Below are 13,209 nucleotides of genomic sequence, written 5' to 3' on the forward strand. Positions count from 1 at the left end.
CGCTAGACACCTCCCGCCTCAAACGGAAGGTGTCTAATGCAGCGTTTCCAACGCGCGCTTCTCGCTATCACGTCGGCACTCGCGATCACAATGATCGGCGGCGTGTCCGGCTTCGTTTCCACCACGGCCTCTGCCCAGACCGCAGGAAAGACCATGACCACAGCTTCAGGCTTGCAAGTAATCGACAGCGTCGCCGGCACCGGTGCCTCGCCAAAGGCGGGCCAGATCTGCGTGATGCACTACACCGGCTGGCTCTATGAGAACGGCCAGAAGGGCAAGAAATTCGACTCGTCGGTCGACCGCAACGAGCCGTTCGAGTTTCCGATCGGCAAGGGCCGCGTCATCGCCGGCTGGGACGAGGGCGTTGCCTCGATGAAGGTCGGCGGCAAGCGCACGCTGATCATCCCGCCGCAGCTTGGCTACGGCGCCCGCGGTGCCGGCGGCGTGATCCCGCCGAATGCGACGCTGATGTTCGACGTCGAATTGCTCGCGGTGAAATAAACGCACAAACAAAAAGACCGGCCTTGCGGCCGGTCTTTTCGCTTTCAGTCTTGCGCGCGTTACTCAGCCGCGCGACGTGCCGCCGCAGCGGCGCGATCGATCGCGTCCTTCGCGGCATCCTTGGCGTCGCCCATGGCCTTCTGGCCCTTGCCCTTTACTTCCTGGACCGCGCCTTCGCCCTTCAGACGATCGGAACCGGTGGCTTCGCCGATACCCTGCTTGGCCTTGCCGATCGCCTCGTTGGTGTTACCCTTGATCTTGTCGCTGGTGCTACCCATGAAACTCTCCTTCCGGTTTGCTCGCGAGAACAACGCCCGATGGCTATGAGAGTTCCTATTTTGGTATGGCTTGATGGGCCGGCTTTGGTTAGCTTGCCGCGCACGGAACCAACAGAAAGCAAGTCCCATGACCGGCCATGACCACACGCATTCGCACCATGACCACGATCATGACGATCGCTGGAAACATGACGGCGTGCGCGTCATTCCCGGCAACCAGCTCGACACGAACGTGCCATCGACGGCGGGCATGGACCGCGCGGCCGCGATCAATTTCGCGCGCGTCGGCGCGCAGAAATTGTGGGCGGGCACGGTGAGCATCAAGCCTGATGCCAAGACCGGCGCGCACCACCATGGCCATCTCGAAAGCGTGATCTATGTGGTGAAGGGCAAGGCGCGGATGCGCTGGGGCGAGAGCCTGCAATTCACCGCCGAGGCCGGCCCCGGCGATTTCATTTTCGTCCCGCCTTACGTGCCGCATCAGGAGATCAACGCCAGCCGCGACGAGGTGCTGGAATGCGTGCTGGTCCGCAGCGACGGCGAGGCGGTCGCGATCAATCTCGACATCGAACCGGTCGAGAAGCCGGAGACTGTGCTGTGGATCGATCCGGTGCACCGCGATCCCAACGAGAAGAAGTAGGACCAGCGAGGACCTGCGTGGTTCCCGTGCGGCAGAACCACGCAGGCTCGGTCAAAAAAATTCTCGGAAGCCGTGTCGGATGGCCCCCTGTCCATCCGTCCTTGGGCAGAACCCCGCCCAAGGAGCTTTCGATGCCCAGGATGATTTTCCTCAATCTACCGGTGACCGACCTCAAGCGTGCGACCGCGTTTTATGAGGCGATCGGCGCGACCAGGAATCCGCAATTCAGTGACGACACGGCAAGCTGCATGGTCTTTTCCGAGACCATTTACGTGATGCTGACGACCCACGACAAATTCCGTCAGTTCACGCCGAAGCCGATCGCGGATGCAAAGACCTCGAACCAGGCTCTGTTCTGCCTGTCCGCCGATAGCCGCAACGAGGTCGACGATATCGTCGACAGGGCCAAGGCTGCGGGTGGGGCGGCCGATCCCAGCCCGAAGGACGAATACAGCTTCATGTACGGCCGCAGCTTCGAGGATCCGGATGGTCATATGTGGGGTGTGAACTGGCTGGACATGGCCGCGGTCCCCCCGAAGCCCGCTATGGCGAACGCCTGATTGAAACCCGAAGAGGAGCATTCGCAATGTCCAAGCTCGTTCCCTGCATGTGGTTCAACGGCGATGCCGAGGAAGCCGCGAAGTTCTACGTCTCGCTCGTGCCGGGCTCCAAGATCACGCACGTCCAGCGCAACGTCTCGGATAACCCGTCCGGCAAGGAGGGCTCCGTGCTTGTCGTCGAGTTCACGGTGGCCGGCCAGCCGCTGGTCGCGCTCAACGGCGGCATGAAGGTGGAATATACCCACGCGCTGTCACTGATGATCCATTGCGACGATCAGGCCCAGGTCGACAGCGTGTGGCATGCGTTCCTGGAGCATGGCGGCAAGGAACAGCAGTGCGGCTGGATCAGCGACCGCTACGGCGTGTCGTGGCAGGTCGTGCCGAAGGTGATGTTCGAATTCCTCTCGAGCCCGGACAGGGCTGCGGCCGCTCGCGCGATGCAGGCCATGATGAAGATGGTGAAGCTGGACGAGGCGCTCTTGCGACGGGCGTTCGAGGGTAAGTCGGCGGCGTGACGTCAACGCAGTCGCCGTAGGGTGGGCATAGGCGCAGTAGCGCCGTGCCCACCATCCATCCACGATTACGAGAGTTGGTGGGCACGCTTCGCTTTGCCCACCCCACGACCTCCCGCTAATAATTAATCCGCAGCCCCACGCCGCCATGGATGGTGTTGCCGACCGGCTGCGGACCGAGCGTACCGTTCGCAAAGAGGTCCACGATCCAACCCTTCTGCACGCGGAAGCCGAGGCGGCCGCCATATTCGAACCAGCCCTGGTTGCCCATCGTCGGCACCACCATGCCGTCCCCGGTCACGGTGGCGACGATACCGCTATGGCTGGCGAATGACTGCACCCAGCCGCCGTTGATGTTCGTCTCGATATTGCCGGCGAAGAGATGGGTCCACTGGCCGCCGATCTTGACCAGGCTGGTGCGGTCGGTGCCGGTTGCGATGGTGGCGTCGAACGGATTGAACGCCACCGTATTGTCCGCGTAGCCGGACACGCGCTGCCAGAGTTGCCAGACCTCGATGGAGGCCGCAACTTCGTCGCGCGGTGACAGCCGGCTCATCCAGCCGGCGCGACCGTAGACCGCGTAGTTCGAGCTGTTCGTCGAACTCGTCACGCTCACCGGGCCGAGGCTGGTGTTGTAGCTCCGGGTGTAGCGCGCCTTCTCCCACGGCGTCAGGATCGTGCCGATGTCGAAGAACGGGCGCGACGAGCCCCAATCGGTGAAGTCATAGCGCAGCGCGAAAGCGCCGATCGGCGCGCTGGTGATGTTGTAGCCGCCCTCGCTGTATTGCGTGTAGGCGATGCCGGCGAGCAGCGACAGATTGTTGGTCAGTTCCTTGCGGCCGTGGATGCCGGCCGAGAACGAGCCGGCCGAGCCGAACGCGCTGATGCAGTCGCTGCAATTGACCTGCTCGTTGACGCCGAGCAGCACCGTGCCGAGCACCCGGTTGGTGATCATCTGGTTGAAGCGCTGGTTGGCGAGGCCGCCGATCGAATTGCCGCTGGAATCGGAGCCGGTCGGCGTCGGGCTTGGCGACGGATATGGGCTCGGCGACGGCGAGGGATATGGGCTCGGCGAAGGGGAGGGCGAGTACGTCGGCGACGGATTGGGGTGCGGCTCGCCGCACTCGGACTCGCAGGTGGTGCTCTGCGCCGCAGCCGGACGGGTGTCGAGCGTAAACAGTGCAAGCGCAGCGGCTGCGCTTAGCGCGCAGGCCAGGACAAGCCGTCTGAAGCCGAGCTTCGCCATCATCAGCGCCCGCACAGCATGCCATCGTCATGGACGGCGGGCGTGATGGTCGGTGAGGCGTCGGCATATTGGTTGACCGAGCACAGCCCGGCACTCGCGGTGCAGTTGGCGGCGAACGTCCAGGGCGGCGCGTTGGTCTTGGTGATGGAGACCTTGCCGCCGGTCGAGGTAATGACCGCGGTGTCGCCGGGCTGGGTGAGCTGCACGCATTGGAAGCTCAACGTGCAGACGCTGGCCGCGCCCTCCTGAAGCACGACGACGGAGCGGCCGCGCTGGGACAGGATGTCGAGCGTGGTGCCGCGCACACCGATGGTCGCAAGCGGCGTTGTGATCTTGTAGGCGGTCTTCTCCGAATGTCCGGTGACGAACCGGAACGCGCCGGTGGTCATGCGGATCGCGACGTCGCGATAGCTATGCTCGTCGTTGAAGACGGTACGGTCGAGCTTCAGCGTTGCGCTCGGGCCGAGCGACAGATTGGTGCTGTCGGCCATGACGAAGCGCGCCGCACTGGCGGCGCCGGTCTGCACAGTCTCGTCGCGCAGCATGCTGTCGCCGACACTGATCGGCGTCGTGGTCGCGGCCACGCGCACCACTTCGTTCTGGACGAGGACGGCTTCGCCGACGCGGGTCTGCGCCTGCGCGCAAGGCGCTGCGCAGAGTGCGGCCGACAGCAGTGTTGGTAAAAGCAGAAAACGTAAATTCATTTCGCAACCGATCGAGGTCCCTGATCGTACCGGATCGCGCACGCTTGTGTTGTGGTAGAATTATCACAAGCGGCGCGGGACGAGCGTTAGCTTAGTGACAGTTGCGGCAGAATGCGTTCAATGCAGACGCTGAGTTATTTTTTTATCCGGGGTGACGCAGATTTGCCACGTAAAATAACCCCACAGAAGCCGCTTGAATTGCCCGCAGTTCCAAAGCTGTCGCGGAGCGCAGTGATCGCTGTCGCGATTTTCCTAGCTGCGCATCTCGCGTTGCTGATCGGGCTGGCGACGCCGGACAAATTCGTGTTCGACGAGGTGCATTATGTGCCGGCTGCGCGGCAGATGCTCAGCCCCGTGACGTCGCAGCCGATGCTCAACCCGATGCATCCGCCGCTCGCGAAGGAGCTGATGGCGGTATCGATCGCGGCGTTCGGCGACAATGCGTTCGGCTGGCGCTATCCGGCGACATTGTTCGGCGCGCTCGCGATCGTCGCGATCTATCTCTGCGGTCTCGCGCTGTTCGCCGCACAGGAGCCTGCGATCGCGGCCGCGCTGATCGCAGTATTTAACCAGATGCTCTATGTGCAGGCGCGCATCGCGATGCTCGACATCTTTGCGCTTGGCTTCGGCCTGCTCGCGACCGCCGCCTTCATGCATGGCTTTCGGAGAGAGCGTCCGCATGCGTTGTTCGCGCTTGCGGGCGCGTTGTTCGGCCTCGCCGCGGCCTGCAAGTGGAGCGGGCTGTTTCCGCTCGGCGTCTGCATCGCCATTGTTGCGGTGGTCCGTCTGATGCAGAGCTGGAACACGCTGTTTGCCGATGCGAAGGCAAGCGACTGGTACCGGCCTGATCTTTGGCCCGACTTCAGGGTGCACCATGTCGCGCTCTGCTTCGCGCTGCTGCCGGCGCTGACGTATGTTGCGGCCTTCGTTCCGCTCGACGGGTTATCGCTGTCGGATCTGGTTGAGGCGCAGCGCCGGATCTTTGCCGACAACACCACGACTGCGATCGCTGGCCACACCTATATGAGCTCGTGGCCGTCCTGGCCGTTGCTCGCGCGCCCGGTGTGGTTCCTGTTCGACAAGACCGCGGAAGACAATGTTTCGGCAGTCGTCTTCCTCGGCAATCCGCTGGTGCTGTGGCCGGCGCTGCTCGCGCTCGTATTTGTGCTACGCGATTTCATCGTCGCGCGTCGCTGGGATGCGTTCCTGATCGCGGCGTTCTATTTCGGCCCCTGGCTCGCCTGGGCGCTGCTGCCGCGCACGCTCGGCTTCATCTATTATTATCTGCCGGCCGCGACCGCGGCATCGCTCACGCTGGTCTATGTGTTGCGCAGGGATGGCCTGCCGCGCTGGCTGCTGTGGGCCTATGTCGGCGTCGCGGCAGTCGGCTTTGCCGTCATGCTGCCGATCTCCGCGGCCTTCGTCGGCACCTCGATGCAGACCTTCAACCGGTTGATGCTGTTTCAGGGCTGGATCTGACAATCAAAACCGCCTGCCACTCTCGCGGCAGGCGGTTTGTCGATTGCTGCAACTACTTCTCAGATCACTTCGACGCGGTCTTGGTGTCCATGTTCACGACCTGGACGCGGCGGTTGACCGGGTCGGCGCCGTTGGCGGTGTCCTTCAGCTTGGTCTTGCCATAGCCGACGGTGACGAGGTCGGTGCCGTTGAGGCCGTAATTCTGCACCAAATACTTCTTGATGGTGTCGGCGCGTCGTTCCGAGAGCCCCTGATTGTACTCTTCGGTGCCGACCGCATCGGTGTGGCCGGCGACCACGAAGGTCGAGCCCTTCAGCGTCGGATCGGACAATGCCTTGCCGAGCGCCTGCACCGACGGCACCGAGGTCTTGGCGATGTCGGCCGAGTTGTAGTCGAACTGGATTTCCAGATCGATGTTCGGCTTGGTCGCGGCGAGCTCGGCGATCTGCTCACGCTCGCCCGTCGAGAGCGAACGGGTCTGCCGGTTGCGCACGGTGCTCAGGAAGCTCGATTCCTTGGCCTGCACCGTCGGATCGGTCTGCGGACCGACCGAGAGGCCGCGGGTCACCGGCTTCGGCTTCAGTGCATCCAGGATCTGGCTGGAAGAGACGTTATTGTCGCCGGCGAAAGCCAGGCCCGCCGTCATCGACAGCGCGGCCGTGAGCGCAATCGCCTTAAGTCCAAAAAACTTATTGAAATGGGTCATTGTCGTATCCTCGCTGTGACGCCTGATGGCGATTTGATGCTGCGAGCATAGGCTAGGTTCAAAAGCTCAGATGTGATGCTCGTCACGTTGGAAATTGTGCGTTTCCGGGCTCATCCTAGCGCATTTTCACGGTGTTTCGGGCGGCGCTTCGTATCCAAGGGAAAGAGATCGCGCCCAAGCGAACAGCAGTCGTCGCGCCCTGTTCGGCGCGGGTTCGAGCTGCGTCGCCCCTTGCGTGATATAGATCACATTCAGGCTCCGTGGAAGAGATCACAGTCAGGCCGTCGGTGGTTCTGGATCTGGGGAGAAAGACCATGCGTTTCCTGATCGCGGCAATATCCTTCGCGGCCCTCGTCTTCTCTGGCAACGCGGCGCTCGCAGACAAGCGCGTCGCCTTCGTGGTCGGCAATTCAGCCTACAAGAACGTTCCGCAGCTTCCGAACCCCGCGATCGACGCCAAGTCGATGGCGCGGGTGCTGCGCAATGTCGGCTTCGAGGTGGTCGAGGGTTCGAACCTCACCCGCGACGCCATGACGACGAAGCTGCTCGAATTCGGCAAGAAGAGCGAAGGCGCCGACGTGGCGCTGTTCTTCTATGCCGGCCACGGCATCGCGGTGAACGGCACCAACTATCTGCTGCCGATCGATGCCGACCTCAAATCCGAGATGGACGTCAAGCTGGGTGCTGCGATCAACGTCGATCTGACGCTGGAGCAGACCATGGCCGACGCCAAGGTGAAGCTGGTGTTCCTCGATGCGTGCCGGGACAATCCCTTCGCCGCAAAGATCCGCTCCGCCAAGGCGACGCGTTCCGTCAGCGTCGACAGCGGCCTTGCCGAGATGAAGTCCGGCGAAGGCACGCTGATCGCTTTCGCGACTGGCCCGGGCCAGACCGCGCTCGACGGCGAAGCCGGCACCAACAGCCCCTTCACCCGCGCGCTCATTGCCAACATCGCTTCCCCCGGTGTCGAGATCCAGCAGGCGATGACCAAGGTCCGCGCTCAGGTCAATGACGAGACCAACAAGGCGCAGCTGCCCTGGGGCCACACCAATCTGACCGGCACGGTCTATCTCAATCCGACCGCGACGCCCGCTGTCACCGCCGACGCCGCTCCGGCGTCGGTCGCCCAGGCCGGCGAGGTCGAGCTCGAGTTCTGGCGCTCGATCAAGGACACCAACAAGGTCGAGGAGCTCAATGCCTACCTCAGCAACTATCCGAACGGCACCTTCAAGTCGCTGGCACTCGCCCGCATCGCCGCGATCCAGGATGGCCCTTCGACCACGACGCGCAACCTGACCGGCGGCGTTGATCCCTCGACCTTCACGGAAACAGCCGACCAGATCTCCGAAGACCAGCTTGGGCTGGACAAGAACCTGCGCCGCGACGTGCAGCGCCGCCTCACCGGTCTCGGCTTCGACATCAAGGCAACCGGCAAGTTCGACGACGACACGCGCTCCGTGATCAAGCGCTGGCAGGCTGCGCGCGGCTATCCCACCACTGGCTATCTGAACAAGCTCCAGCACAAGGCGATGCAGTCCGAGATCGTCTCCACCCGGCTCGCCTCGGCTGACGATTCCGATGACGAACCCGCGCATCGCCGCTCCTCCAGCGGTGGCAGCCGTCGCGCTCATGGTGGTGGCGGTGGCGGCGCGGGCGGCGCCGGCGCTCTCTTCGGTCACGTGCTCGGCGGCCTGTTCCACCGCTGATTTGACGAGCCACGTTGCGCGAAGCGGCCCGAGACCGGGCCGCTTTTGCGTTGGAAACCGATGTACATTGATCGTCGCAAAGCGGTCGTCGCATGGCCTGCCTGCGAACAAGAAATCGGCCAGATGCGCGCCTAGCAAAAATCCGTCATCCGACACCGCAGACGAGGGGAGCCGAGTTCCATCCAGTGCCGAGGCCAAGTGACTATCAGTTTTATCGCAATGGCCCGCCGGATCGGACCGTGTTCCTGAACTCCATGCCCATCTATATTGGCGCGGCGATGATTGCGGTGGCGATCCTGCTCTCGACGCTGATCACGGGGTTGACCTCCCGCTATGTCGGCCTCGATGGTCCGACCGACGAGAACATGTGGCTGGTCGACCGCCTCACCGGCAGCGTCTATCGCTGCCAGTCCGAGGGGCGCGGTAAGGCCTCCTGCGAGCCGGACATCGCGACCGGCAGCCTCAGTAACCGGTCCAAAGCGCCGAAGGACGGCCGCTGAGGCGTCTCGCTTCGCATCGCAGCAAGAAAATTTTCTTCTCCGCGAAACATTGTCGGCAGAGAATACGTAATTGCGAAGGCCGGCATGACGCCGGTTTCGTTTTACGGAGGAGACTTTTCGATGAAGACCTTGCTCACCGCCGCAGCCTTTGTCGCGTTCGCTTTTTCTGTTTCACCCGCATCCGCCGCCATGATGGCGTGCACCAGCGATAATCTGATGAAATCGACGGCCACGATGACCGGCCCTGCCGACACGGCCGGCAAGACGGCCGCGAACAAGGAAATGGCCATGGCCAACGCCGACATGAGCATGGGCAAGATGAAGAGCGGCTGCATGCACTATATGAAGGCGCAGAAGGCCATGATGATGAAATAGGCCTCGGCCGTATCATTCGGCCGCGCTGTCAGCAGATGGCAGCGCGGCTTTTTCTTGGGCTCGCCGCTCTGCCCTGTTCTTTCTCTTGTTGTTTCTCTTGTTGTTTCTCTTGTTCTTTCTCTTGGCGCGAATCCCGCTACATTGCTCCTCGCAATGTCCCGCGCGCCAAAACCCCTTCCAATCTCCACGACACTGGCCCGGCAGGTCTGGCTGCGTGCCCAGCGCCTGGACACGCGCGCGCCATTCGGCGAGGGCGCGGCAGCCGTGGCGGAGGCGATCGCCCATCTCGGCTATGTGCAGATCGACACCATCAACGTGATCGAGCGCTGCCATCATCACATCCTGTTCAGCCGCATCCCGTCCTATCGCCGCGCCGACCTGCGTCAGGCCCAGAGCGTCGACAGGAGCGTGTTCGAATACTGGACGCATGCACTGTCCTACGTGCCGTCGAGCGACTTTCGCTTCTTCCTGCCGGCGATGCGCGAACACCGCCGCGAGGGACACAGATGGTATGCGTCGGTAAAGCCGGCCGACACCCGCAAGGTGATGCGGTTGCTTCGCGCCGGACCGCTGACGATCCGCGACATCGAGGATGACGTGCTCACCGAGAAGGAGCATCTCTGGCAGAGCCGAAAACCCTCGAAGCGCGCGTTGCAGCTCGCCTTCTATACCGGCCTCGCGACCGTCAGCGAACGCCAAGGCATGCTCAAGACCTATGAGCTGATGACGCGGCATTTCGGCTGGGACAAGTTGCCGAAGCCCGCATCAGTGAAGGAGATCACGGCCTATCTGCTCGACCGCGCGCTGCGCTCACAGGGCATCGTCAGCCTGGATTCGATCTGCCATCTCGATGCGCCAAGCAAGAAGGCGGTCGCAGCCCTGATCGCCTGGCGCGTTCGCCGCGGCGAACTCGTCCCGGTCGCCCTCGACGGCGCCGGCAAGCAGGAGCATTGGGCGCAGCCGGCCGCGCTGTTGCCGGGCGAAGTCTCGCCGGATCTCGTCCATATCCTCTCGCCGTTCGACCCTCTGATCATCCAGCGCAAGCGCACCAATCTCATCTTCGGCTACAACCATCTGTTCGAGGCTTACGTGCCGAAGGCCAAGCGCAAGCTCGGCTATTTCGCGCTCCCCGTGCTGGTTGGCGACGAGATCGTCGCCGCGCTCGATCTCAAGACCGACCGGCAGGCCAAGAAGCTCCTGATGCAGAAATGGACCTGGCTCGGCACCGGCAAGAAGACGGCGGGGCGCAAGGAGCTCAAGCAGAAGATCGAGGACGAGCTCGATCGCTTCGAGCGGTTTCAATTGGCGGAATGAGCGTCATCGCAGCCCTGTCTACGGCCCTTCTTTGAACTCGCGCGAGCCTCGTGGCTCGCCTCCAGGACCGGACAGCACACGAGCATATCTGTCCAGCACATCGTCGGCCGAATAGCCCGAACGTCGTGCAAATTCCGCCCGTAAGCCCAGCCGCGCGGAGACTTTCAATCGCTCCGCCGTCGCGGCCGTCATCACGGGATCGAAGCCCAATTCCCGCAGGCCCGCCGCGACGCCGTCCATTTCCACGGCGCGGCGCTCGGCATGCAGCACGTTGGAGCGGACGCACATGTCGAGGAATTTGCTGAACGTGGTGGCATCCATCGACGCGCAAAGCCCGCGCATGGTTTCATGGCGCACACCGGCGAGCGTTGCGGCGGTCAGAGCTTCGACCAGCAGCGCCTCCATGCCTTTCGTCACCACACTCCGCAGCATCTTCACGGCCGCTGCTGTTCCGGCTTCCGGACCGGCCACCTCGATGCGGAAGCCGAGTGGCCCGAAAATCTCTGCGAAGCGCTCGGCGCCGCTGCCGGAGGTGTAGAGTGGGACCGCGGCGCCATAAAGGTCGACCGAACCCATCAGGTTCGCGTCCGCGAACACGCCGCCGCGCGCCTCCACCGCTTCGGCGACACGCTTTTTCGTGCGCGGAGTTGCCGCGTTGATGTCCACCACGAGGCAGCCGGGGCGCACAATCCTGGATATGGCCTCGCCTGTCTCCGCTGCGACGGCAACGACGACGGCGGAAAAGATCACGTCCGCCTCCGACAGATCGTCAAGCCGCTCGACCAGCGTGACGCCACAACCGGCCGCCAGCGCGCGAAAGGCCTGAGAATAGGGTGGTGCGTTGGTCTTGCCCTGACAGAACGCGGCGATCGGCGCGCCGGTCTGAGGCGAGAGATGCTTTGCGAAGCATTGCGCAGCCTCGCCAAATCCAACAAAGCCGATCTTGGGTTGCGGCATGGCTGACATTTCTCTGGACCCGTCCAATGGAGAGGATGAGGTCACCTGGCGTGGCTTTTCACCACCGCGGCCATTGTGCCGAGTTCTGCGTGGGAGTCAATGAACCGGTTCATCAAAGATTCGATCGCACGAAAACAGATTTTAAGCCGAGTAGTTGGTTTTTTGCATTTGTCGCCGCAGAAGCTTGCCCGAATTCATGAACCGGTTCATAACATGGCATGCCATTACAGACGCGCCGATCACAAACCGTAAAAGTCAGGGACGTGGCCCGAGAGGCGGGCGTCGCGGTCGGCACGGTATCCCGCGTGCTCAATGATCATCCCACAGTGACCAGAGAGCTGCGCGAGCGCGTCGAAAAGGCCGTGGCTGACCTCGGCTATGAGCTTGATGTCACTGCACAGAGCATGCGTGCGGGACGATCGCGGCTCGTGGCCTGCGCCATTCGTGATTTCGACATCCCCCGCTTCGCGATATTCATCAAGGAGGCCGAGGCGGTCCTGCGCGAGGCCGGATACACCCTGCTGCTGGCGAGCACGACCAACCGCCCCGATGTCGAGATCGCCTTGCTGCGGGCCTTCCGCAAGCGCCGGGTCGATGGCGTGATGATGACGCTGAGTGACGAGCAGCACCGCGACGTGCGCCAGGCGCTGTCGGAGGGTTCGATGCCGGTCCTGCTCATCGACAGAGGCAGCATCGAGGCGCTCGACCGCGTCACGGCCGATCATCGCCGGGGGGCAGGTCTTGCGACGAGCCATCTGCTTGGTCTCGGGCATCGGCGGATCGGGATGCTCGTCGGCGATATCAAGGCGTTTCCGTCGCGAAGCCGCCTGGAAGGATTTCGTGAGGCGAATGTGGCGGCAGGCATCACGCCGGATCCGAGACTGTTGCGAGACAATGTGCTCTCGAGCGAAGACGCCTACCGGGCGGCGGCATCGCTCATGGGCATTGAGAATCCCCCCACGGCGCTCTTCGTCGCGGCGATGGACATGCTAGGCGGCTGCTTGAGAGCGCTGCGGACGATGAACATCGCCGTAGGCGACGGGATTTCGGTGGTGGCCGGCAGCGACTCGGACCTCGCCGAATTGCACACGCCGCCGATCACGGCGATCGCGTGGGATCTGGCGGCGATGGGCCGCCACGCCGCGACCATGCTGCTGGAGCGAATGCGCGGCGACGAGATCGAGCGCGGCCGTGGACTCACCGTGCCGACGGAGCTGATCATTCGCGCGTCGAGCCGGCCTGTTGCGAATTGAGCGTGCTGCGTCGAGGCAGGATCCGGTCTTGGGCGAAGCTCGCGACACGGCCGTCGAGCCAGACGCCGGCCACGATACCGATGAGGTAGGCGACCAAATTCCACAGGGAGAAGATTCGCCCCAACAGCAGCGCGCCTGCGGTGGTCAGCCGGAACGCATCGAGCCAGGGCGCATGCACTAGTCGAGAGAATTCGACCACGACCGCGATCACCATGGCGATGATCGCGATCTGCGTCCGCGTCAGCCGCGGCAGCAAAACCCCGACCAGCAGGAACACCATCGTCGCCCACAACAGCGAGCCGCCATACTTCACGACGAAGGCCGGAAGCCCGAGGGGAAAACCGTACCAGCGCAGGGACAGTCCGCAGGCGATCACGACCAGCGCGAGGGCGGCGCGGATCAGCGATCTCTGTCGCTGCGCAATGGGTTTGACCGGTTGCGTCCCGTGCATTGCTTGCTCCATTGACTCTTTGCCCGC

16 protein-coding genes are annotated in these 13,209 nt (G+C 63.2%); 10 read left to right on the forward strand and 6 right to left on the reverse strand.

What is annotated here, in order from left to right; genetic code table 11:
• Positions 1–36: 36 nt before the first annotated feature.
• Complete coding sequence (locus UP06_RS33010) at positions 37–501, forward strand: FKBP-type peptidyl-prolyl cis-trans isomerase (RefSeq protein ID WP_045007886.1); 465 nt, start codon at positions 37–39, stop codon at positions 499–501.
• 59 nt (positions 502–560) lie between these two features.
• On the opposite strand, the gene UP06_RS33015 is transcribed toward UP06_RS33010, so the two are convergent.
• On the reverse strand, positions 561–779 hold the full coding sequence (locus UP06_RS33015) for a CsbD family protein (RefSeq protein ID WP_045007887.1): 219 nt from the start codon (positions 777–779) through the stop codon (positions 561–563).
• A 127-nt stretch (positions 780–906) separates the two neighbouring features.
• On the opposite strand from UP06_RS33015, the gene UP06_RS33020 reads away from it, so the two are divergent.
• The 3 genes from UP06_RS33020 to UP06_RS33030 all read left to right on the forward strand — a co-directional run bounded on the left by UP06_RS33020 (position 907) and on the right by UP06_RS33030 (position 2,494).
• Positions 907–1,419 carry a cupin domain-containing protein gene (locus tag UP06_RS33020; protein WP_028148584.1) on the forward strand — a complete coding sequence of 171 codons (513 nt, stop codon included), beginning with the start codon at positions 907–909 and terminating at the stop codon, positions 1,417–1,419.
• A 131-nt stretch (positions 1,420–1,550) separates the two neighbouring features.
• Positions 1,551–1,979 carry a VOC family protein gene (locus tag UP06_RS33025; RefSeq protein ID WP_045007888.1) on the forward strand — a complete coding sequence of 143 codons (429 nt, stop codon included), beginning with the start codon at positions 1,551–1,553 and terminating at the stop codon, positions 1,977–1,979.
• A gap of 26 nt (positions 1,980–2,005) precedes the next feature.
• Entirely contained in the window at positions 2,006–2,494 is a 489-nt protein-coding gene (locus tag UP06_RS33030) for a VOC family protein (RefSeq protein WP_045007889.1), read from the forward strand.
• 115 nt (positions 2,495–2,609) lie between these two features.
• On the opposite strand, the gene UP06_RS33035 is transcribed toward UP06_RS33030, so the two are convergent.
• Both UP06_RS33035 and UP06_RS33040 read right to left on the reverse strand, forming a co-directional pair.
• A complete protein-coding gene (locus UP06_RS33035; RefSeq protein WP_045007936.1) occupies positions 2,610–3,737 on the reverse strand; it encodes a hypothetical protein in 1,128 nt (375 codons plus the stop codon).
• A gap of 2 nt (positions 3,738–3,739) precedes the next feature.
• Positions 3,740–4,441 carry a FecR family protein gene (locus UP06_RS33040; protein ID WP_045007890.1) on the reverse strand — a complete coding sequence of 234 codons (702 nt, stop codon included), beginning with the start codon at positions 4,439–4,441 and terminating at the stop codon, positions 3,740–3,742.
• Between the two features lie 198 nt (positions 4,442–4,639).
• Between UP06_RS33040 and UP06_RS33045 the strand changes: the two genes are divergently transcribed.
• Positions 4,640–5,920 carry a phospholipid carrier-dependent glycosyltransferase gene (locus tag UP06_RS33045; RefSeq protein ID WP_045007891.1) on the forward strand — a complete coding sequence of 427 codons (1,281 nt, stop codon included), beginning with the start codon at positions 4,640–4,642 and terminating at the stop codon, positions 5,918–5,920.
• A 64-nt stretch (positions 5,921–5,984) separates the two neighbouring features.
• Here UP06_RS33045 and UP06_RS33050 read toward each other — a convergent pair whose 3' ends face one another.
• Complete coding sequence (locus UP06_RS33050) at positions 5,985–6,626, reverse strand: OmpA family protein (RefSeq protein ID WP_045007892.1); 642 nt, start codon at positions 6,624–6,626, stop codon at positions 5,985–5,987.
• A 314-nt stretch (positions 6,627–6,940) separates the two neighbouring features.
• On the opposite strand from UP06_RS33050, the gene UP06_RS33055 reads away from it, so the two are divergent.
• From UP06_RS33055 to UP06_RS33070, 4 genes are all read left to right on the forward strand, one after another.
• Complete coding sequence (locus UP06_RS33055) at positions 6,941–8,332, forward strand: caspase family protein (RefSeq protein WP_045007893.1); 1,392 nt, start codon at positions 6,941–6,943, stop codon at positions 8,330–8,332.
• Between the two features lie 254 nt (positions 8,333–8,586).
• Positions 8,587–8,832: a hypothetical protein gene (locus UP06_RS33060; RefSeq protein ID WP_045007937.1), complete on the forward strand. Its 246-nt coding sequence runs from the start codon at positions 8,587–8,589 to the stop codon at positions 8,830–8,832.
• A 120-nt stretch (positions 8,833–8,952) separates the two neighbouring features.
• Entirely contained in the window at positions 8,953–9,207 is a 255-nt protein-coding gene (locus tag UP06_RS33065) for a hypothetical protein (RefSeq protein WP_045007938.1), read from the forward strand.
• A gap of 153 nt (positions 9,208–9,360) precedes the next feature.
• A complete protein-coding gene (locus UP06_RS33070; protein ID WP_045007894.1) occupies positions 9,361–10,521 on the forward strand; it encodes a winged helix-turn-helix domain-containing protein in 1,161 nt (386 codons plus the stop codon).
• A gap of 18 nt (positions 10,522–10,539) precedes the next feature.
• Here the strand turns inward: UP06_RS33070 and UP06_RS33075 are convergent, their stop codons facing one another.
• A complete protein-coding gene (locus tag UP06_RS33075; protein WP_045007895.1) occupies positions 10,540–11,478 on the reverse strand; it encodes an NAD(P)-dependent oxidoreductase in 939 nt (312 codons plus the stop codon).
• A 218-nt stretch (positions 11,479–11,696) separates the two neighbouring features.
• Between UP06_RS33075 and UP06_RS33080 the strand changes: the two genes are divergently transcribed.
• Entirely contained in the window at positions 11,697–12,731 is a 1,035-nt protein-coding gene (locus UP06_RS33080) for a LacI family DNA-binding transcriptional regulator (protein WP_045007896.1), read from the forward strand.
• Here UP06_RS33080 and UP06_RS33085 read toward each other — a convergent pair.
• Positions 12,697–13,182 carry a ribosomal maturation YjgA family protein gene (locus tag UP06_RS33085; protein ID WP_045007939.1) on the reverse strand — a complete coding sequence of 162 codons (486 nt, stop codon included), beginning with the start codon at positions 13,180–13,182 and terminating at the stop codon, positions 12,697–12,699. The two genes, UP06_RS33080 and UP06_RS33085, sit on opposite strands and share 35 nt — an antisense overlap.
• Positions 13,183–13,209 lie beyond the last annotated feature (27 nt).

This window comes from Bradyrhizobium sp. LTSP857 (genome assembly GCF_000938285.1).
Lineage (GTDB): Bacteria > Pseudomonadota > Alphaproteobacteria > Rhizobiales > Xanthobacteraceae > Bradyrhizobium.